This is a genomic window from Paraburkholderia sp. BR14374, from assembly GCF_040948685.1.
Taxonomy (GTDB): Bacteria; Pseudomonadota; Gammaproteobacteria; order Burkholderiales; family Burkholderiaceae; genus Paraburkholderia; species Paraburkholderia youngii.
Genome location: NZ_JBFPKF010000013.1, coordinates 108,148 through 127,747, shown reverse-complemented (window position 1 = coordinate 127,747; position 19,600 = coordinate 108,148). Strand labels below are relative to the sequence as shown.

Annotated in this window: 17 protein-coding genes; 4 read left to right on the top strand and 13 right to left on the bottom strand. The window is 66.5% G+C overall.

What is annotated here, in order from left to right:
- Positions 1-25: 25 nt before the first annotated feature.
- The 13 genes from AB3X86_RS26175 to AB3X86_RS26115 form a co-directional block, all read right to left on the bottom strand.
- Entirely contained in the window at positions 26-2,515 is a 2,490-nt protein-coding gene (locus AB3X86_RS26175) for an ABC transporter permease (RefSeq protein ID WP_368598294.1), read from the bottom strand.
- Between the two features lie 101 nt (positions 2,516-2,616).
- Positions 2,617-3,228 carry a DUF4126 domain-containing protein gene (locus tag AB3X86_RS26170; RefSeq protein WP_368598254.1) on the bottom strand — a complete coding sequence of 204 codons (612 nt, stop codon included), beginning with the start codon at positions 3,226-3,228 and terminating at the stop codon, positions 2,617-2,619.
- Positions 3,229-3,459: 231 nt separating this feature from the next.
- Complete coding sequence (gene sugE, locus AB3X86_RS26165) at positions 3,460-3,780, bottom strand: quaternary ammonium compound efflux SMR transporter SugE (RefSeq protein ID WP_368598253.1); 321 nt, start codon at positions 3,778-3,780, stop codon at positions 3,460-3,462.
- 102 nt (positions 3,781-3,882) lie between these two features.
- Complete coding sequence (kdpE, locus tag AB3X86_RS26160; RefSeq protein WP_176109149.1) at positions 3,883-4,581, bottom strand: two-component system response regulator KdpE; 699 nt, start codon at positions 4,579-4,581, stop codon at positions 3,883-3,885.
- Complete coding sequence (locus tag AB3X86_RS26155; RefSeq protein ID WP_368598252.1) at positions 4,574-7,423, bottom strand: DUF4118 domain-containing protein; 2,850 nt, start codon at positions 7,421-7,423, stop codon at positions 4,574-4,576. The genes kdpE and AB3X86_RS26155 overlap by 8 nt, the downstream gene beginning before the upstream one ends.
- A gap of 151 nt (positions 7,424-7,574) precedes the next feature.
- The gene (gene kdpC / locus AB3X86_RS26150; protein ID WP_368598251.1) at positions 7,575-8,153 is read right to left on the bottom strand and encodes a potassium-transporting ATPase subunit KdpC; all 579 of its coding nucleotides are present in this window, start codon (positions 8,151-8,153) and stop codon (positions 7,575-7,577) included.
- A 29-nt stretch (positions 8,154-8,182) separates the two neighbouring features.
- Positions 8,183-10,267, bottom strand: coding sequence for a potassium-transporting ATPase subunit KdpB (kdpB, locus tag AB3X86_RS26145; RefSeq protein WP_368598250.1), 2,085 nt, complete (start codon positions 10,265-10,267; stop codon positions 8,183-8,185).
- 94 nt (positions 10,268-10,361) lie between these two features.
- Positions 10,362-12,167, bottom strand: a complete 1,806-nt coding sequence (gene kdpA, locus AB3X86_RS26140; protein ID WP_368598249.1) for a potassium-transporting ATPase subunit KdpA — start codon at positions 12,165-12,167, stop codon at positions 10,362-10,364.
- Complete coding sequence (gene kdpF / locus AB3X86_RS26135) at positions 12,164-12,256, bottom strand: K(+)-transporting ATPase subunit F (protein ID WP_085484604.1); 93 nt, start codon at positions 12,254-12,256, stop codon at positions 12,164-12,166. The genes kdpA and kdpF overlap by 4 nt, the downstream gene beginning before the upstream one ends.
- The gene (locus AB3X86_RS26130; protein WP_129959723.1) at positions 12,256-12,366 is read right to left on the bottom strand and encodes a potassium ABC transporter ATPase; all 111 of its coding nucleotides are present in this window, start codon (positions 12,364-12,366) and stop codon (positions 12,256-12,258) included. Before AB3X86_RS26130 ends, kdpF begins: the two co-directional genes overlap by 1 nt.
- A 177-nt stretch (positions 12,367-12,543) precedes the next feature.
- The gene (locus tag AB3X86_RS26125) at positions 12,544-13,518 is read right to left on the bottom strand and encodes a quinone oxidoreductase (RefSeq protein WP_368598293.1); all 975 of its coding nucleotides are present in this window, start codon (positions 13,516-13,518) and stop codon (positions 12,544-12,546) included.
- Positions 13,519-13,564: 46 nt separating this feature from the next.
- Entirely contained in the window at positions 13,565-13,954 is a 390-nt protein-coding gene (locus tag AB3X86_RS26120) for a methylglyoxal synthase (RefSeq protein ID WP_013088898.1), read from the bottom strand.
- Between the two features lie 86 nt (positions 13,955-14,040).
- The gene (locus AB3X86_RS26115) at positions 14,041-14,820 is read right to left on the bottom strand and encodes an SDR family oxidoreductase (protein ID WP_176109156.1); all 780 of its coding nucleotides are present in this window, start codon (positions 14,818-14,820) and stop codon (positions 14,041-14,043) included.
- A gap of 216 nt (positions 14,821-15,036) precedes the next feature.
- On the opposite strand from AB3X86_RS26115, the gene upp reads away from it, so the two are divergent.
- From upp to hemF, 4 genes are all read left to right on the top strand, one after another.
- Positions 15,037-15,687, top strand: coding sequence for a uracil phosphoribosyltransferase (gene upp / locus AB3X86_RS26110; RefSeq protein WP_013088896.1), 651 nt, complete (start codon positions 15,037-15,039; stop codon positions 15,685-15,687).
- 608 nt (positions 15,688-16,295) lie between these two features.
- Positions 16,296-17,024 carry a YebC/PmpR family DNA-binding transcriptional regulator gene (locus AB3X86_RS26105; RefSeq protein ID WP_176121283.1) on the top strand — a complete coding sequence of 243 codons (729 nt, stop codon included), beginning with the start codon at positions 16,296-16,298 and terminating at the stop codon, positions 17,022-17,024.
- 104 nt (positions 17,025-17,128) lie between these two features.
- A complete protein-coding gene (gene purD / locus AB3X86_RS26100; protein WP_368598248.1) occupies positions 17,129-18,412 on the top strand; it encodes a phosphoribosylamine--glycine ligase in 1,284 nt (427 codons plus the stop codon).
- 256 nt (positions 18,413-18,668) lie between these two features.
- Positions 18,669-19,592 carry an oxygen-dependent coproporphyrinogen oxidase gene (gene hemF, locus AB3X86_RS26095; protein WP_368598247.1) on the top strand — a complete coding sequence of 308 codons (924 nt, stop codon included), beginning with the start codon at positions 18,669-18,671 and terminating at the stop codon, positions 19,590-19,592.
- The last annotated feature ends 8 nt before the right edge of the window (positions 19,593-19,600 follow it).

The window sequence follows — 19,600 nt, the reverse complement described above, 5'->3', positions numbered from 1 at the left end:
AGCGAATAAACATCACAAAGAAAACTCACGCGTCGCGCAGCGATTGCAGCGCCGGCCGCGCCAACACATGCCGCAGACTCAGCCACCCGCCGACGCCCGCACACGCGATACCGGCGCCAATGCCCGCCGGCAGCAGCCACGGATCGAAGTCCAGATAAAACTCGAACACGTGCGTGGCCAGCAGCGAGCCGATGACCTGCGCGCCGGCCGCCGCCATCAGGCCGGCCAGCGCACCGACCGCGACGAACTCGGCCACCTGCACCGCCCGCACCTGACGATGCGATGCGCCCAGCGCGCGCAGCAGCGCGGATTCTCGCATACGCTCGTCGCGCGTGCCGGCAAGCGCCGCGTACAGCACCAGCACGCCGGCCGCGAGCGTGAACGCGAACAGGAACTGCACCGCGCCGATCACCTGCTGCAACACGCGCTGCACCTGCGCGAGGATCGGGCCGGTGTCGATCGCGGTCAGATTGGGATACGCGGCGATCAGGCCGTCGATCGTCGACTGCTTATCCGCGGGCAGATGGAAGCTCGTGATGAACGTCGCCGGGAAGTCCTGCAACGAGACGGGCGGCATCAGCACGAAGAAGTTGACCTTGAACGTCCCCCAATCGAGCTTGCGCACGCTCGTCACCGGCGCCTCGACAGTCAGGCCCGTCACGTCGAAGCGCAGCACATCGCCGGGCTTCACGTTGATCAGCTTCGCGAGACCCTGCTCGATCGAAATCTGCGGCTTCGTCGTATCGCCGAACCAGCTGCCCGCGGCGATCCGGTTGTCGTCGGGCAGTTGCGTCGTGTACGACAGGTTGAACTCGCGGTCCACCAGATGCCGCGCGTCCGCGCCCTTGAACGAGTCCGGGTTGACTGCCTTGCCGTTGATCGCGACGAGCCGCCCACGCACCATCGGCGACAAGTCCACACCAGCGATGCCGTGCGCGTCCAGATACTGCGTGACCGCGTCGCGCTGATCGGGCTGGATGTCGATGATGAACTCGTTGGATGCATCGGGCGGCGTCGATTTACGCCACCCCTGCACGAGGTCGTTGCGCGTCATCGCGATCAGCAACAGGCACATCAGGCCGATGCCGAGCGCGGTGATCTGCAGCGCGCTCGTGCTGCTGCGCCGCTCGAGCGACGCGAGCGCATAGCGCCAGCCGATGCCCGCATTGACGCGTTCGCTGCGCACCAAGCGCGCCGCGCCCCACAACGCGAGCCGCGCGATGCCGCCGAACACCAGCAACCCGCCCGCGAATCCACCCGCGACGATGCCGCCGAGCTTCAATTCGCCGGCGGCGAGGATCAGCAGCCCCGCGAACAGCACGATACCGAACGCGTAGGCGGCCCACGCGGTGCGGCCCTCCTCGCCCCATTCACGCCGCAGCACACGCACCGGCGGCACGCGCGTGAGCGGCACCAGCGGCGGCAGCGCGAAGCCGAGCAGCAGCACGAGGCCGGCCGCGACGCCTTCGAGCGCGGGCCACAGCGTCGGCTGCGGCAACACCACGTCGATCAGGCCGCCGAGCCACGTCAGCAGCGCGAGATGCCCCAGATAGCCGAGCGCCACGCCGAGCACCCCGCCGATCACGCCGAGCCCGACGAATTCGAGCGTGAACAACGCCCGTAGCGCGGAGTGGCTCACGCCCAGACAGCGCATCGCCGCGCAGCCGTCGAGATGCCGGCGCATGAAGCGGTGCGCGGCCATCGCGATCGCGACCGCCGCGAGCAGCGCGGTCAACAGCGACACGAGCGTCAGGAAATGGCCCGCGCGATCGAGCGTCTGACGCACCTGCGGCTGGCCGTCCTGCAGCGACTCGAGCGCGACGCCGCGCATCTTGCCGGCGTCGACGTGCTCATGCGCAAACTGCGCGAAGCGCGCGACCGCGTCGTCGGACCCGGCGACCAACAACCGGTACGTGACCCGGCTGCCGTACGTGATCAGGCCGGTCGATTGCACTTCGTCGGCGCGCAGCATCAGGCGCGGCGAAAAGTTGACGAACGAGAAGCCGCGATCGAGCTCGCGCGTGATGAGCGCGCCGACCGTGAAGCTGCGATTGCCGACCTTCACCGCATCGCCGACCTTCAGCTTCAGGGCGTCGAGCAATTCCTGGTCGACCCACACGGTGGCCGGCGCCGGAATCGACGTCGCCGGATGATCGGCCGCACCCGGCGCCGCCGCGATGCGCAGCGCGCCGCGCAACGGATAGCCCGGCGACACCGCCTTGACGGCGGCGAGCCGCGACGCCGGCTGCGCGCCGGTCGAGTTGATCATGCTGGGAAAGATCGCCGTGGTGGCGGTGCGCAGGCCCAAGGCGTGCGCCTCGGCTGCGAATTGGGGATCGACAGGATGATCGGCGCGCACGATGAAGTCGGCGGCGATCATGCGCCGCGCATCGCGCTCGAGCCCCTGATGCAGCCGGTCGCCCAGAAACCCGACGCTCGACAACGCCGCGACCGCCAGCACGAGCGCGAGCAGCAACATCGTCAGTTCGCCCGCGCGCCAGTCGCGCGCCGTCATCCGCATGGCCTGGCGCAACAGATCGATGCCGCCGAGCCGGCGCGCCGGTCTCGTATCGGCGCGCGTTCTTGAACCCGCCTTAGATCCTGGTAGTGCTTCGCTCAATCGTGCCTGCTCCTCGCCAATCGCGACACCATGTGCGTGGCCATGCCGCGAAAACCGCCCTGCACCCCACGCCACAATCGCGGCAATGCCCACGCCGCGAGTAGCAGAAAGCCTACCATCAAGACCAGAAACGCGAGCGGCACGAATAGCGCAAGCAGTACCCCGCCGACCGCGAGGCCGTCCTCGGCGGTCGACGTGACGAAGTTCGACACCGGTTCCGGCGACAGATTGATCAGCGCGCGGGTGCCCGCCTTCGCAAGATGCGCAGTGCCGGCGAGCGTGCCGCCCGCGAGCGCGGCGACGGTCAGCAGCGTCGGATCGGCGTGGCCGAGCGCGCCGGCGGCCAGCACGGCGCCGGCCGGAATGCGGATGAAAGTGTGGATCGCGTCCCACAGCGAGTCGAACGCGGGGATCTTGTCGGCGAGGAATTCGGCCAGCGTCAGCACGGCCGCCGCGCCGATCACCCATGGCGATGACAGCGCGGACAATGTGTTCGGCAAGTGAATCAGGCCAAGACGTTCTAATACGCCGGCCAAAAGGACCGTTAGATAGAGGCGCAGACCGCTGCCCCATGAAAGGCCCGCTGCAAGCGAAAGTGATTCAAGCATGGCCGCCTCCACGCGCTTTGTGCTTGCCGGACGCCGCGAACGGGAACCAGCGGGGGTTCCGCGCCGAAGCCGTCAGGCTTGCCAAGCCGGCCGCGCCAGCCAGGCCGCGGACAATCTCAACGTTGTTGCCGTCTCATTATAGCTACGATGATTCGCAGAACGTAGAGCGGCGAGGCCACGCTGTGGCTTACAGGCAATGGCGGCCGCGCGCCGGGCGGACGTAGCCGAGGGTCAGTGCCCCGACGACAGCTTCAGCCCGACGAGGCCGATCACGATCAGCGACGCACTGGCGACGCGCGCGACCGTCAGCGCGTCGCCCATCATCACGACGCCGAAAATGAACGCGCCGACCGCGCCAATTCCTGTCCACACCGCATAGGCCGTGCCGAGCGGCAGTTGCCGCATCGCCAGCGCGAGCAGCGCGAAGCTGCCGAGCGCGGTCACGACCGTGAAGACGGACGGCCAGAAACGGGTGAAACTTTCGGAAGTTTTGAGACCGGCCGCCCACGCGACTTCGAGCAACCCGGCGATCAACAGAAGAAACCAGGACATCGAAACAGCTCCATGAAAAATGGGGCCGTCCCCGATGATTGAGAGAAGCGTAAGGTCGTCCTTACGTCGGGAGATTATAACGGAGCGGCTTCGCGGACGAACTCACACTGCGCCCACCAGCCGATACCCGACGCCCGTCTCCGTGACGATATGCTCCGGCTGCGCGGGATCGCGCTCGAGCTTGCCGCGCAGATGCGCCATGTAGATGCGCAAATAGTGGTGACTCTCGACATGCGACGGCCCCCATACATCGCGCAGCAGCTGCCGGTGCGTGAGCACGCGGCCGGCGTGGCGCACGAGCGTCGCGAGCAGCCGGTATTCGATCGGCGTCAGATGGACCGCGGCGCCGTCGCGCGTGACCTGGCGCAGCGCGAGATCGACGGTGACCGCGCCGAAGCGCACCTGCGGCGATTCGTTCGCGCCGCCGTGATTGCGCCGCCGCAGATGCGCGCGGATGCGCGCGAGCAACTCGGACACGCCGAACGGCTTGGTCAGGTAGTCGTCGGCGCCGGCGTCGAGCGCGGCGACCTTTTCGCTTTCCTGGGTGCGCGCGGATAGCACAATTACCGGCAGCTCGCTCCAGCCGCGCAGCTCCCGGATCACGTCGAGGCCATCGGTGTCGGGCAGACCCAGATCGACGATCACGAGATCGGGCTTGCGCGTCGCCGCTTCGACGAGCCCTTGCTTGCCGGTCTCGGCGTCGTACACGGCGATGCCCTCGCCTTCGAGCGCCGTGCGCACGAAGCGGCGTATCTGCTTTTCGTCTTCGATCAGAACGACGGTGATGCTCAGGTCACTCATGGGCGGGTCGGGTGAGCGGGTTGAGGGCGGTGTCGGCGGGGGCGCCTTCGTCTTCGAGCGTATCGAACGTCTCGGGCGCGTCGGGCGGCGTCTTGACCGGCAGCGTGAACCAGAAGCGCGCGCCCTCGATGTGGCCATCCGCGGCCGTGCGGTTGAGCGCGCCGATTGTACCGCCGTGCGCCTCGACGATCGCGCGGCAGATCGCGAGGCCAAGGCCGATGCCCGGTTTCGCCGATTCCTTCTCGCCGCGCGTGAACTTCTCGAACACGCGCGCTTCCATGCCGGCGGGCAGGCCGGGGCCGTTGTCGTCGATCGTCACGCGCACGAACGGCGCGCCATCCGCGTCGATCTGCTGCGCCCCGATCATGAGCGGCGTGCCGGACGCCGTGTATTTGGCCGCGTTCTCGAACAGGTTCGAGAACAGCCGCTCCATCAGCACCGCGTCGAGATGCAGCAGCGGCAGATCGGCGGGCAGCGTGACCTGCACCGGATGATCGGCGAGCACGCGCTTGCACGCGCGCAGCGCGGCGCCGACGGTCTCCTCGAGCAGCGTCCACTGCTGGTTCAGCTGCAAGCTGCCGGCCTGCAGGCGCGCCATGTCGAGCAGATTCGTGACGATGGCGGTCATGCGCAGCGCTTCTTCGTGGATTGCATCGACGAGTTCGTCGTTACGACGCGCTGCAGATTGCGGGTCGGTCGGCCCCTGCCCTCGCTGCCCCTGAGCGAGCATCGATGAAAACCCGACGATCGTCGTCAGCGGCGTGCGCAGATCGTGCGATATCGCCGACAGCAGCGAATTGCGAAGCCGTTCCGACTCCATGTTGACGAGCGCATCGCGCGCGATATCGACGTAATGCACGCGTTCGAGCGCGAGCGCGATCTGCGCGGCGAACGCATCGAGCATGCGCCGCTGTTCCGGCACGGTCAGCTCGCGCTCGTCACGCACGACGACCGCGAGCACGCCGCGCGTGCGCATCGGCGCCTTCAGCGGCAGATACAGCGCCGCGGCGGCCGGCAGCGTGTCGGTGCCGTGGCCGGCCGGCTTCTGCTGATCGTAGACCCACTGGCCGACGTCGAGGTCGAGCGCGTCGCCTTCGAGCGTGATCGCCGGGTCGGGGTCCTCGATTTTCTGTTTGACCTGATCGGCGCTGTCGGGCAGCAGGATCGCGACACGCGCGCCGAACACCTCGCTCACGTGCCGCGTGCCGATGCCGACGATCTGCTCGGTCGCAAGCGCCGCGGCGAGCTCGCGCGCCATCTCGTACATCGCGCCGGTGCGCTGCTCGCGGCGTCGCGCGACGCTCGCCTCGCGGCGCAGGCTCGAAGTCAGATGGCTGATCACGAGCGATGTCAGCAGCATGCCGAAGAACGTCAGCAGGTACTGCGTATCGGACACCGACAGTGACATGCGCGGCGGCACGAAGAAGAAATCGAACGCGGCGACGCTCGCGAACGACAGCACGACACCCGGCCCGCGCCCGAGCTTCACCGCGGTGAAGATCACGCCGAGCAGATACAGCATCACAAGGTTGGTCAGATCGATGCGGTCGATCAGCTGGCTCGACAGCAGCGTGATCGCCGCGCCGATCGCGAGCGCGACCGCATACGCGCGCGGCGGCGAGCGACGCTCGCGCGCCGCGCTCAATGCCTCGCGCCACGCGTTCGCGGTCGTGTTCAACAGATGGCGCTGTTCGCCGCCGTCGCGCTCCGACGACACGCGAATCAGCGTGAGATCGAGATCGCCGCTCTTCTCGGCGATGCGCTCGCCGAGCGGCCGGCGCAGCCAGCGGCTCACGCCCGTGCGCGACGATGCGCCCGCCACCAGCTTGGATACGTTGCGCGCCTGCGCGTAACCGATCAGCGCGTCGAGCGCATCGGTGGCGGCGAGCGTCGCGGTTTCGGCGCCGAGTTCGGCGGCGAGCTTCAGCGCGTTCAGCGTGCGTGCGCGGCGCGCGTCGGGCAGACGCTGCAACGCGGGCGTTTCGACATAGACTGCGAGCCAGTCGGCCTTCAGGCTCGCGGCGAGGCGCGCCGCCGAGCGCACCAGCGCCGGCGCTTCGGGACCAGGACCCACGCACACCAGCAGCCGCTCGCGCGCCTGCCAGATGCGCTGGATCGAACGATCGGCGCGGTACTCGCGCATCTGCGCATCGACGCGATCGGCGGTGCGGCGCAGTGCCAGTTCGCGCAGCGCGATCAGGTTGCCCTTGCGAAAGAAGTTGCGCACCGCGCGCTCGGCCTGCTGCGCCATATACACCTTGCCGTCGCGCATGCGGTCGAGCAGCTCTTCGGCCGGCAGATCGACGAGCGTGACTTCGTCGGCATGATCGAACACGCGATCGGGCACGGTCTCCCACACGCGGATGCCGGTGATCTGGCCGACCACGTCGTTCAAGCTCTCCAGGTGCTGCACGTTGACGGTCGTATAGACGTCGATGCCGGCGTCGAGCAGTTCGTAGACGTCCTGCCAGCGCTTCAGATGGCGCGCGCCCTGCACGTTCGAATGCGCGAGTTCGTCGACGAGGATCAGTTGCGGCTTGCGCGCGAGCGCGGCGTCGAGATCGAACTCGCCGAGCTTGCGGCCGCGATACTCGATATGCGCGAGCGGCAGCACGTCGAGCCCCGCGAGCAACGCGGCGGTTTCGCCGCGCCCGTGCGTTTCGGCGATGCCGACCAGCACGTCGACACCCTCTTCCTTGCGGCGGCGCGCGGCCTGCAACATCGCGTAGGTTTTGCCGACTCCTGCCGACGCGCCAAAGAAAATTTTCAGCCTGCCGCGCAGGCGCTTTTCTTCGTCGCGCTGCAGCTTGTCGAGCAGTTCGTCAGGATCGGGGCGGTTCATGCTCAGTGATTGTCATAGTCGTGCGAGCGGCGGTGCCTGCATGTTGGCACGGCCCGCGCCGGCCCGCAAATGGCGCAGCGGCGCCACGCGGACGCCGCTGTTTGGTCGATGAACCGCAAGCGCGGCTGATGCGTTGTAGTTGCGTTTCGCGTCAACCGCGCTTCATTTCATCGAGCGCGAGATTGAGCTTCAGCACGTTCACGCGCGGCTCGCCGAGCACGCCGAACTGGCGCCCCGTCGTGTAGCGCTCGACGAGCGCCTGCACGTCGCTCGGCGCGAGGTGGCGCGCCTGCGCGACCCGCTCGAGCTGGTACGCGGCCGCGGCCGGACTGATCTCCGGATCGAGCCCGCTGCCCGACGACGTCACCAGATCGACCGGCACCGGCTTCGACATGTCGGTGCCCGCGTCCTTCAGCGCGGCGAGCCGGCCCTTGATCTCGTCGAGCAGCGCCGGGTTGTTCGGCCCGAGGTTCGAGCCGCCGGAGTTCTGCGGGTTGTACGGCATCGGGCTCGTCGCCGACAGCCGGCCCCAGAAATACTGCGGCGCGTCGAACTGCTGGCCGATCAGCTGCGAGCCGACCACCTTGCCGTTCTGCTCGATCAGGCTGCCGTTGGCCTTGTCGTGGAACGCCGCCTGGCCGAACGCGGTCATCACGGCGGGATAAGCAAGTCCGGTGACCACGGTCAGCACCGCGAAGATCACGATCAGCGGACGGAACAGATTTTTCATGATGAGTCTCTTTCCCTTTTCATCCAATCTCACACCCAGCCGAACGCGGCCAGTACCATATCGATCAGCTTGATGCCGATGAACGGCACGATGATCCCGCCGAGGCCATAGATCAGCAGATTGCGGCGCAGCAGGATCGCAGCTCCTAGCGCGCGGTAGCGCACGCCCTTAAGCGCAAGAGGAATCAGCAGCACGATGATCAGCGCGTTGAAGATCACCGCCGACATGATCGCCGAGGTCGGTGTCGCGAGATGCATCACGTTCAGCGCATTCAGCGCCGGATACGTCGATGCGAACGCGGCCGGGATGATCGCGAAGTACTTGGCGACGTCGTTGGCGATCGAGAACGTGGTTAGCGAACCGCGCGTCATCAGCATCTGTTTGCCGATCTCGACGATCTCGATCAGCTTGGTCGGATTCGAATCGAGGTCGACCATGTTGCCGGCTTCCTTGGCTGCCTGGGTGCCGGTGTTCATCGCGACCGCGACGTCGGCCTGCGCAAGCGCGGGCGCGTCGTTGGTGCCGTCGCCGGTCATCGCGACCAGACGCCCTTCGGCCTGGTGCGCGCGGATCGTCGCGAGCTTCGTCTCCGGTGTCGCTTCGGCGAGGAAGTCGTCGACGCCTGCTTCGGCCGCGATCGCGGCGGCGGTCAGACGGTTGTCGCCCGTCACCATCACGGTCTTGATGCCCATCTTGCGCAGCTCGGCGAAGCGCTCCTTGATGCCGCCCTTCACGACGTCCTTCAGCTCGATCACGCCGAGCACGCGCGCGCCCTGCTCGCCCTTCTCGGCGACCACGAGCGGTGTGCTGCCGCGTCGCGCGACGTCCGCGACCGCATTGCTGACTTCGGTCGGGAAGCGGCCGCCGTGCGTTTCGACGTACTGCTTGACCGCATCGGCCGCGCCCTTGCGGATTTCGCGGCCAGGCAGATCGACCCCGCTCATGCGGGTCTGAGCGGTGAACGCGAGAAACACCGCGTGCAGCGAGGCCATGTCGCGCTGACGGATATTGAAGCGCTGCTTCGCGAGCACGACGATGCTGCGGCCTTCCGGCGTTTCGTCGGCCAGCGACGACAACTGCGCGGCATCGGCAAGCGCCTCTTCGCTCAAACCCGGCGCGGGCAGGAACTGCGACGCCTGGCGGTTGCCGAGCGTGATCGTGCCGGTCTTGTCGAGCAGCAGCACGTCCACGTCGCCGGCCGCTTCGACGGCGCGGCCCGAGGTTGCGATCACGTTCGCCTGCATCATGCGGCTCATGCCGGCCACGCCGATCGCCGACAACAGGCCGCCGATCGTCGTCGGGATCAGACACACGAGCAGCGCGACGAGCGCCGTGATCGTCACCACATGGCCCGCCTTGGCGGCCTCGACGGAAAACATCGAGAACGGCAGCAGCGTCGCGGTGGCGAGCAGCATCACGATCGTCAGCGCGACGAGCAGAATCGTCAGCGCGATTTCGTTCGGCGTCTTCTGACGCTTCGCGCCTTCGACCATCGCGATCATGCGGTCGAGAAACGCCTCGCCCGGGTTCGCCGTGACGCGCACGACGATCCAGTCCGACAGCACGCGCGTGCCGCCCGTCACCGACGAAAAGTCGCCGCCCGACTCGCGGATCACCGGCGCCGATTCGCCGGTGATCGCCGATTCGTCGACCGACGCGACGCCGTCGATCACTTCGCCGTCGGCCGGAATCACGTCGCCGGTTTCGACCAGCACGACGTCGCCTTTGCGCAGATCGGTCGCGGTCGTGATGCGGATCGGCGACTTCGGATGCGGCTCGTTGAGCTTCTTGGCCATCACGTCTTTCTTCGCGCTGCGCAGCGACGCGGCCTGCGCTTTCGAGCGGCCTTCGGCGAGCGCCTCCGCGAAGTTCGCGAACAGCACCGTGAACCACAGCCACAACGTGACCGCGAGAATGAAGCCCGCGGGCGCCTCGGCCTGACCGCCGAGCGCGGCGATCCACAGAATGGTGGTCAGAATGCTGCCGACGTACACGCAGAACATCACCGGGTTGCGAAACTGCGTGCGCGGCGTGAGCTTTTTAAAGGAGTCCACGATCGCCGGGCGCAGCAGCGCCGGGTCGAACATGGACCGCGTAGCGTTATGTTCAGTCATTGAAACCTCGAATATCCTTGTGCGCTTGCGGGCTTGCCGCGTGCAAGCGCCTGTTCGGTCGTTGGGCGTCGTTCATCAGGCCCCGCGTCACTCGTCACTGCACGCCGATCATCATCAGATGCTCGACGCCGGGACCGAGCGCGAGCGCCGGGACGTAGGTCAGCGCGCCGACCAGCAGCACCGTGCCGAGCAGCAGCACGACGAACAGCGGGCCGTGCGTCGGCAGCGTGCCGCCGGTAACGCCGATGCGCTTCTTCGCGGCGAGCGAGCCGGCGATCGCGAGCACCGGCACGATCGTGCCGAAGCGGCCGAACCACATCGCGATCGCGGTGAGCCAGTTGTAGAACGGCGTACTCACCGTCAGACCCGCGAATGCGCTGCCGTTGTTGTTTGCGGCCGAGCTGAACGCGTAAAGGATTTCGGAGAAGCCATGCGCGCCGGGGTTCGCGATGCCGGCCTTGCCCGCATCGGTGAGCACCGCGATCGAGGTGCCCACGAGCACGAGCAGCGGCGTGAGCAGCACCACGATCGACACCATCTTCATCTCGTAGGCCTCGATCTTCTTGCCGACATATTCAGGAGTACGCCCGATCATCAGCCCCGCGACGAACACCGCGAGCAGCGCGAACACGAGCATCCCGTACATGCCGGAACCGACACCGCCGAAGATCACTTCACCTAGCTGCATCAACAGCATCGGGTACAGGCCGCCGATCGGCGTCAACGAATCGTGCGTATTGGCGACCGCGCCGCACGAAGCCGCCGTGGTCGCGACCGTGAAGATGCCCGACTGCGCGATACCGAAGCGCGTTTCCTTGCCTTCGGCATTGCCGCCCGCCTGCAGCGCGTTCGCCGACTGATCGACGTTGAGCGCGGTGAAGGCCGGATTGCCGCTTTGCTCGGCGCTGATTTCGCCGAACACGCAGACGCCGAATGCGATCGTCATCGCCGCAAGCACCGCGACACCCTGGCGGCGGTCGCCGATCACGCGGCCGAACACGAGCGCGAGCGCCGCCGGAATGATCAGCATCGAGAAGATCTGCACGAAGTTCGAGAACGGCGTCGGGTTTTCGTACGGATGCGCGGAGTTGCCGTTGAAGAAGCCGCCGCCGTTGGTGCCGAGCATCTTGATCGCTTCCTGCGACGCGACCGGACCCATCGCGATGGTCTGCGTCTTCACGGGCGTATCGACCGTCACCGGATTGCCCTTTGCGTCCTTGACCGGATTACCTTGCGCGTCGAGCTTCGGCGCGGCGTACGTGGTGGTCTGCAGCGTCGGCACGTCCTGATAGGCCTTGAAGTTCTGGATCACGCCCTGGCTCATCAGCAGTGCCGCGACGATCGCCGCCATCGGCAGCAGCACGTACATCGTCACCCGTGTGATATCGACCCAGAAGTTGCCGATGGTCTGCGCGGTATGCCGCGCGAAGCCGCGAATCAGCGCGATCACGACGACGATGCCGGTCGCCGCCGACAGGAAGTTCTGCACGGTCAGACCGAGCATCTGCGTCAGATAGCTGACCGTTTGCTCGGGCGTGTAGTCCTGCCAGTTGGTGTTCGACACGAAGCTGACTGCGGTATTGAACGCGCTGTCGACCGACATCGCGCCGAACTGCTGCGGATTGCCCGGCAGCCATCCTTGCACACGCAGCAGCACGTACAGGAATGCCACGCCGAACACGTTGAACGCGACCGTGGCGATCGCGTAGTGCTTCCAGCCCATTTCCGCCGCTGGATCGACGCCCGCGATACGGTAAAGCAGCCGTTCGAGCGGTGCGCACAAGCGCACCACGCGTGAGCTGCCGTCCATCACGGCGCCCAGATAGCTCGCCACCGGCACCGCGGCGGCCAGTAGCACGACGATAAAAAGACTCGCCTGCAGGACATCGTTCGTGTTCATTCAATGTCCTCCGCGCGCAGCAGCGCATACACGAGATAAATGAACAGCAGCGCGGTGGACGCGCCGGCCAGCCAAAGCATCCAGGTCATCAGCGCGCTCCCTGTCCGCGACGGAACTGCATCAGCTTCTCGCAGCCGCCAATCAGCCCAAAGGTCAGCACGGCAAACAGCGCCAGGCCCCCGACATACAGCACATCCATTTTGTTTCCCCATTTACGGATTTTGGATAGATGCAACGGTATGCCGATCCGCCTAAAGGGCTGGTCAAAGATCGCGGGGTGCGCGTAAAAATCGCGTAAACGGAAAAGGCCGTTTCATCTCGCGATGAAACGGCCTTGGTGGAGGTCGGGTAGTGCAGCCGGAGGCCGCGAAGTTTTTTACGGCAGCAGGATCGTCGACCCCGTCGTGCGGCGCCCTTCGAGCTCCGCATGCGCCCGGCCGACATCCGGCAGCGCATAGCGCTGATTGATGCTCGTCTTGACCCTGCCCGAACTCAGCACGTCGAACAACTCGGCCGACATCGCCTCGTAATCGGCGCGTTTCGCGATATAGGTGAAAAGCGTCGGGCGCGTAAAGAACAGCGAACCGCGTCCCGCGAATTCCGACGAGTCGATCAGCGGCAGCGGACCCGACGCGTTGCCGAAGCTCACGAACAGGCCGAGCGGCGCGAGACAGTCGAGCGACTTTTCGAAGGTGTCGTTGCCGATCGAATCGTAGACGACCGGCACGCCCGCCCCGTTGGTGATCTCGCGTACGCGCTTCGTGAAGTTTTCGCGCGTATAGACGATCGCGTGATCGCAGCCGTGCGCTTTCGCGATCTCGGCTTTTTCGTCGGAACCGACCGTGCCGATCACCGTCGCGCCGAGCGCCTTCGCCCACTGGCACACGAGCAGGCCGACGCCGCCCGCCGCGGCCTGAATCAGGATCGTGTCGCCGGCCTTCACCCGATACGTGCGGCGCAGCAGATACTGCGCGGTCAAGCCTTGCAGCATCACCGACGCGGCCTGCTCGTCGCTGACCGCATCGGGCAGCTTGACGACCTGCGCGGCCGGCAGCACGCGCTCCTGCGCGTACGCGCCGGGCGGCCGCGCGACATACGCGACGCGATCGCCGACCTTCAGACCGCTCACGCCCGAGCCGAGCGCGCTGACCTCGCCGGCCGCCTCCATGCCGAGCCCGCCCGGCAGCGGCAGCGGATACAGGCCGGTGCGGAAATACACGTCGATGTAATTGAGGCCGACCGCCGTCTGGCGAATGCGGATCTCGCCCGCACCGGGCTCGCCCACCTCGACGTCGACCCATTTCATTACTTCGGGGCCGCCGGTTTTGTCGAATCGGATTGCCTTGGCCATCATGTCTCCTTGATCTGTACGAATGCGGGTGCGGCCACGCGCGCGGTCACGCCTCGCCGGACAGGCGCAGCGTCAGCACGTCGAGCACCATGCGCGCGGTCGAAATATTCGTCGCGCACGGAATGTTGTGCACGTCGCACGCGCGCACCAGCGCGTTGATGTCCGGCTCGTGCGGCTGCGGCGTCATCGGGTCGCGCAGGAAAATCACCATGTCGACGCGCCCTTCGGCGAGCTGCGCGCCGATCTGCAAATCGCCGCCGTGCGGGCCCGACAACATGCGCTCGACCGTGAGGCCGTGCGCGTCGCTGATGCGTCCGCCGGTCGTGCCGGTCGCCACGATCTCGCAGCGCGCGAGCGTGTCGACGTATTCGCCGGCCAGTTTGACGATGTCGTCCTTCTTGTGATCGTGTGCGATCAGCGCAATGCGGGTGCTCATGACTTGAGACTCCTCAAACCGTTGTGAATATCGTTGTTGTGATGTGACGGCTGTCGTTCGTGTGCGGCGGCTCGGTACGGGCGTGCTCAGTACGTACCTGGATAAGCGCCGCCGTCGATCAGCCAGTTCTGCCCGGTGATGTAGCCGGCATGCGTGCTGCACAGGAACGCGCAGGCCCGGCCGAATTCTTCGCGATTGCCGAAGCGCCCGGCGGGGATCGTCTTCATGCGCTGCTTGCGCGCTTCGTCGATGGAAATGTTGTGCGTCTTCGCCTGCGCCTCGATCGTGACCGCGATGCGGTCGGTATCGAACAGACCCGGCAGCAGGTTGTTGATCGTCACGCCGGTCGGCGCGACCTTGCGCGCGAGACCCGCGACGAAACCGGTCAGCCCCGAGCGCGCGCCATTCGACAGGCCCAGCACGTCGATCGGCGCCTTCACCGCCGAGCTCGTGATGTTGACGATGCGCCCGAAGCCGCGCGCGCTCATCGTGTCGATGGTCTGACGGATCAGCTCGATCGGGGTCAGCATGTTGGCTTCGAGCGCGCGGATCCAGTCGTCGTGCGTGAAGTCGCGGAAATCGCCCGGCGGCGGGCCACCCGCGTTGTTGACGAGAATGTCCGGCTGCGGGCAGGCGGCGAGCGCGGCGGCGCGCCCTTCGGGCGTGGTGATGTCGCATGCGACCGCCTTCACCTCGACGCCGCTCTGCTTGCGGATCGCCTCGGCGGTCGCTTCGAGCGTTTCGGCGGTGCGCGCGACGATCGTCAGGTTGACGCCCTCGGCGGCGAGCGCTTCCGCGCAGCCGCGTCCCAGACCTTTGCTCGCCGCGCAAACCAGCGCGGTACGTCCTGCGATTCCCAAGTCCATGTGGATACCCTCGTAGCGAAGTTTCCCAAGATTCTAGAAGAATCGGTGCCGGACTGTGCCGCGTCGCTTCAATCTCAGGTATCGCCGGGCGGTACTCTTTCGGTAAACTTGCGCGGTGGCGTGCATTTCCTCCGTTCGTCCGAGCTTCGGGCGCTGGCGAAACTAACGGATGGGCGCGCCGAACCGATCCACCTTGCCGCCACGCGCGAGCCCGCCATGACCCAGGACAGCCGTTTCCCCAATCTCTTCATCCTCGATCACCCGCTGATCCAGCACAAGCTGTCGCACATGCGCGACCGGGACACGTCGACGCGCACGTTCCGCGAATTGCTGCGAGAAATCACGCTGCTGATGGGCTACGAAATCACTCGCAACCTGCCGATGACGACCCGCCGCATCACCACGCCGCTCGTCGAGATCGACGCGCCTGTGATCGCCGGCAAGAAGCTCGCGATCGTGCCGGTGCTGCGCGCGGGCGTCGGCATGTCGGACGGGCTGCTCGAGCTGGTACCGTCGGCGCGGGTCGGCCACATTGGCGTGTATCGCGCGGAGGATCATCGGCCGGTCGAATACCTGGTGCGGCTGCCGGACCTCGAAGACCGCGTGTTCATCCTCTGCGATCCGATGGTCGCGACCGGCTACTCGGCCGTGCACGCGGTCGATGTGCTCAAGCGCCGCAACGTGGCCGCCGAGAACATCCTGTTCCTCGCGCTCGTCGCCGCGCCCGAAGGCGTGCAGGTGTTCCAGGACGCGCACCCGGACGTCAAGCTGTTCGTCGCGTCGCTCGATTCGCATCTGAACGAGCATGCGTACATCGTGCCGGGCCTGGGCGACGCGGGCGACCGGTTGTTCGGTACGAAGAACTGAGGCGCAGGAGCCGGCGGGGTGGCTTGGCAGTGTCCCTGCCCTAAAGCCGCCCCCGCTTTCGACGGCATCCGGCCGTCCCGGAGACACATCCGCGCCGCCTCCATTCATTTTCGCTTCGATTTCATTGCATTTGCGGCCGGTTTCGCGCGGCGGCCCCCTCTGCCGCACCCTCGCGGCGTGATAAAATTCGAATCCGCTCGATGAGCGGCTCGACTCGCACGATCACACGCACCACCGTCTGCAATTTCGACCGGCGCCCCGCGCCTTCGCATCAGGTCATGCGGCGCCTGGCCGCGCAAGCTGCCCCGCTTCAATCGCGCTGCCGCCCTGCGGCCCCGCTTGGGCCGCGGCTCATGCATGAACCGGCTCGAACGCCTGCCGGCGGGCATGCGTGGAACGACGCGCGGGAACGGCCAGGCTGAGATCGGCGGCAGGAGTGGCCGCGCCGACGGGCCAAGCCGAGCAACAAGCGCGAGCGGCCGGCAGCCTTTCACCTGACGGTTTGGGATCGGGACACGACACGCGAGGCGCAACCCGCGAGGCGCCCCACATCGCAACGACAATTGCACTATGCGTGCGCCCCGCTGGCGCGCGCGACGGAGAAAAGTATGGCGGGTCATTCGAAATGGGCCAACATCAAGCATAAGAAAGCAGCGGCCGATGCCAAGCGCGGCAAGGTCTGGACGCGGCTCATCAAGGAAATCCAGGTCGCGGCGCGTATGGGCGGCGGCGAAATCGACTCGAACCCGCGTCTGCGGCTCGCGGTCGACAAGGCGTACGACGCCAACATGCCGAAGGACAACATCAACCGCGCGATCCAGCGCGGTGTCGGCGGCGCGGAAGGCGCGAACTACGAGGAAATCCGCTACGAAGGCTACGGCATCGGCGGCGCGGCGGTGATCGTCGACACGATGACCGACAACCGCACCCGCACGGTCGCGGAAGTGCGTCACGCGTTCTCGAAGAACGGCGGCAACATGGGCACGGACGGCTCGGTGTCGTTCATGTTCGATCACGTCGGCCAGTTCCTGTTCGCGCCCGGTACCGCCGAAGACTCGCTGATGGAAGCCGCGCTAGAGGCGGGCGCCGACGACGTCGTGACGAACGAGGACGGCAGTATCGAAGTGCTGTGCCCGCCGAACGATTTTTCGAAGGTGAAGACAGCGCTCGAAACGGCGGGCTTCAAGGCCGAACTGGCCGAAGTCACGATGAAGCCGCAGACCGAAGTCGAATTCACCGGCGACGACGCCGTGAAAATGCAGAAGCTGCTCGACGCGCTGGAAAATCTGGACGACGTGCAGGAAGTCTATACAAACGCGTCGATCGCCGGCGAGTAATGGCGCGCCGGGCTTTCGCATCGTTTGCCCTTGCTGTCGATGGTTTATTGCACGGCCGAGCACAGCGCTCGGCCGTTTATGGTTTTTAAGTCTCGGGGATTCACATGAAGTTACTCGTCGTCGGTTCCGGCGGTCGCGAACATGCGCTGGCATGGAAGCTCGCGCAATCGCCGCGGGTTCAGCTCGTCTACGTCGCGCCCGGCAACGGCGGCACCGCTCAGGATGAGCGTCTGCTCAACGTCGACATCACCGATCCGGCCGCGCTCGCCGATTTCGTCGAAAAAGAACAGATCGCGTTCACGCTGGTCGGGCCGGAAGCGCCGCTCGCTGCAGGCATCGTCAACCTGTTCCGCTCGCGCGGTCTGAAGATCTTCGGGCCGACCAAAGAAGCCGCTCAGCTCGAAAGCTCGAAAGATTTCGCCAAGGCGTTCATGAAGCGCCACGGCATCCCGACGGCCGAGTACGAAACCTTCGCCGACGTCGTCGCCGCGCACGCGTATCTGGACGCCAAGGGCGCGCCGATCGTGATCAAGGCCGACGGCCTCGCCGCCGGCAAGGGCGTGGTGGTCGCGCAAACGCTGGAAGAAGCGCACGCCGCGGTCGACATGATGCTGTCGGACAACAAGCTCGGCGACGCCGGCGCGCGCGTCGTGATCGAGGAGTTCCTCGCCGGCGAGGAAGCGAGCTTCATCGTGATGGTCGACGGCAAGCACGTGCTCGCGCTCGCTTCGAGCCAGGATCACAAGCGTCTGCTCGACGGCGACCAGGGCCCGAACACGGGCGGCATGGGCGCCTACTCGCCCGCGCCGATCGTCACGCCGCAGTTGCATGCGCGCGTGATGCGCGAAATCATCCTGCCGACGGTGCGCGGCATGGAGAAGGAAGGCATCCGCTACACCGGCTTCCTGTACGCGGGCCTGATGATCGACGCGCAAGGCAACCCGAAGACGCTCGAATTCAACTGCCGGATGGGCGACCCCGAAACGCAGCCGATCATGGCGCGTCTGAAGGGCGACTATTCGAAAGTGGTCGAACACGCGATCGCCGGCACGCTCGACACCGTCGAGCTCGAATGGGACCGCCGTACCGCGCTCGGCGTCGTGCTCGCCGCGCACAACTATCCGGACACACCGAGGAAGGGCGACCGCATCAACGGCATTCCCGCCGAAACCGCGGATTCGGTCACGTTCCACGCCGGCACCACGCTGACGGACGGCAAGCTGACCACCTCGGGCGGGCGCGTGCTGTGCGTCGTCGGTCTGGCGGATTCGGTGCGCACCGCGCAGGCGGCCGCCTATCACACGATCAACCAGATCGCCTTCGACGGCATGCAGTACCGCCGCGACATCGGCTATCGCGCGCTCAATCGCAAGCACGACGGCAAATAAGCGGTACTGCCGGGCGCCGTGCAAGCGGCGCCCACGCGCGACAGCGCGCCGCGGGCGCGCGGCACGACGCGCGCTACACTGCATTTTTCGCGCTCGTCGCGACAGACGGGCACGGAGCCCGCGGATCGACCGAAGCGGCAAGCCGCTTTCTCCATCCGTCTACTGCGTCCGTGCCATCCGAATGCGCGGTCCGAGCGTCCCGGCAGCCAACCCGGCGCGAACGCGGCCGTCGCCCTCTTTCGAAGAACCTGCATTCATGAGCAATTCGAGCTACGACGCACAAGCCGTGCGCAACTGGCTGCAAGGCCTGCAATCGCATATCGCCGACACGCTGGGCGCCTTCGACGGCACCGCATTCGCGACCGACGCATGGCAGCGCGGACCCGGCGACAAGCTGCGCGGCGGCGGCGTCACGCGGATTCTCGAAGGCGGGCAGTTCTTCGAGCGCGCCGGCATCGGCTTCTCGGACGTCGCCGGCGACGCGCTGCCGGGCTCGGCGAGCGCCGCGCGGCCGCAACTGGCCGGGCGCGGTTTCGAGGCGATGGGCGTGTCACTCGTGCTGCACCCGCACAATCCGCACTGCCCGACCGTGCACATGAACGTGCGCCTGCTCATTGCGACCAGGGAAGGCGAAGAGCCGGTGTTCTGGTTCGGCGGCGGCATGGATCTGACGCCCTACTATGGCTACGAAGAGGACGCGCGGCATTTCCATCAGGTGTGCCGCGACGCGCTCGCGCCATATGGCGCGGACCTGTACCCGAGCTTCAAGCGCTGGTGCGACGAGTATTTCTACCTGAAGCACCGCAACGAGGCGCGCGGCATCGGCGGGATTTTCTTCGACGATTTCTCGGCGCCCGGCTTCGAGCAATCGTTCGCGATGCTCAAAAGCGTCGGCGAAGGTTTTCTCAAGGCGTACCTGCCGATCATCGAGCGGCGCCGCAATACGCCCTATGGCGAAGCCGAACGCGCATTCCAGGCCTACCGGCGCGGGCGCTACGTCGAGTTCAATCTGGTCTTCGACCGTGGCACACTATTTGGGCTGCAGAGCGGCGGACGCACCGAATCGATCCTGATGTCGATGCCGCCCGTGGCGAACTGGCGCTACAACTGGCACCCCGAGCCGGGCACGCCGGAAGCTCGCTTGTACAGCGATTTCCTCGTGCCGCGCGAGTGGGTGTGACGCGCCAC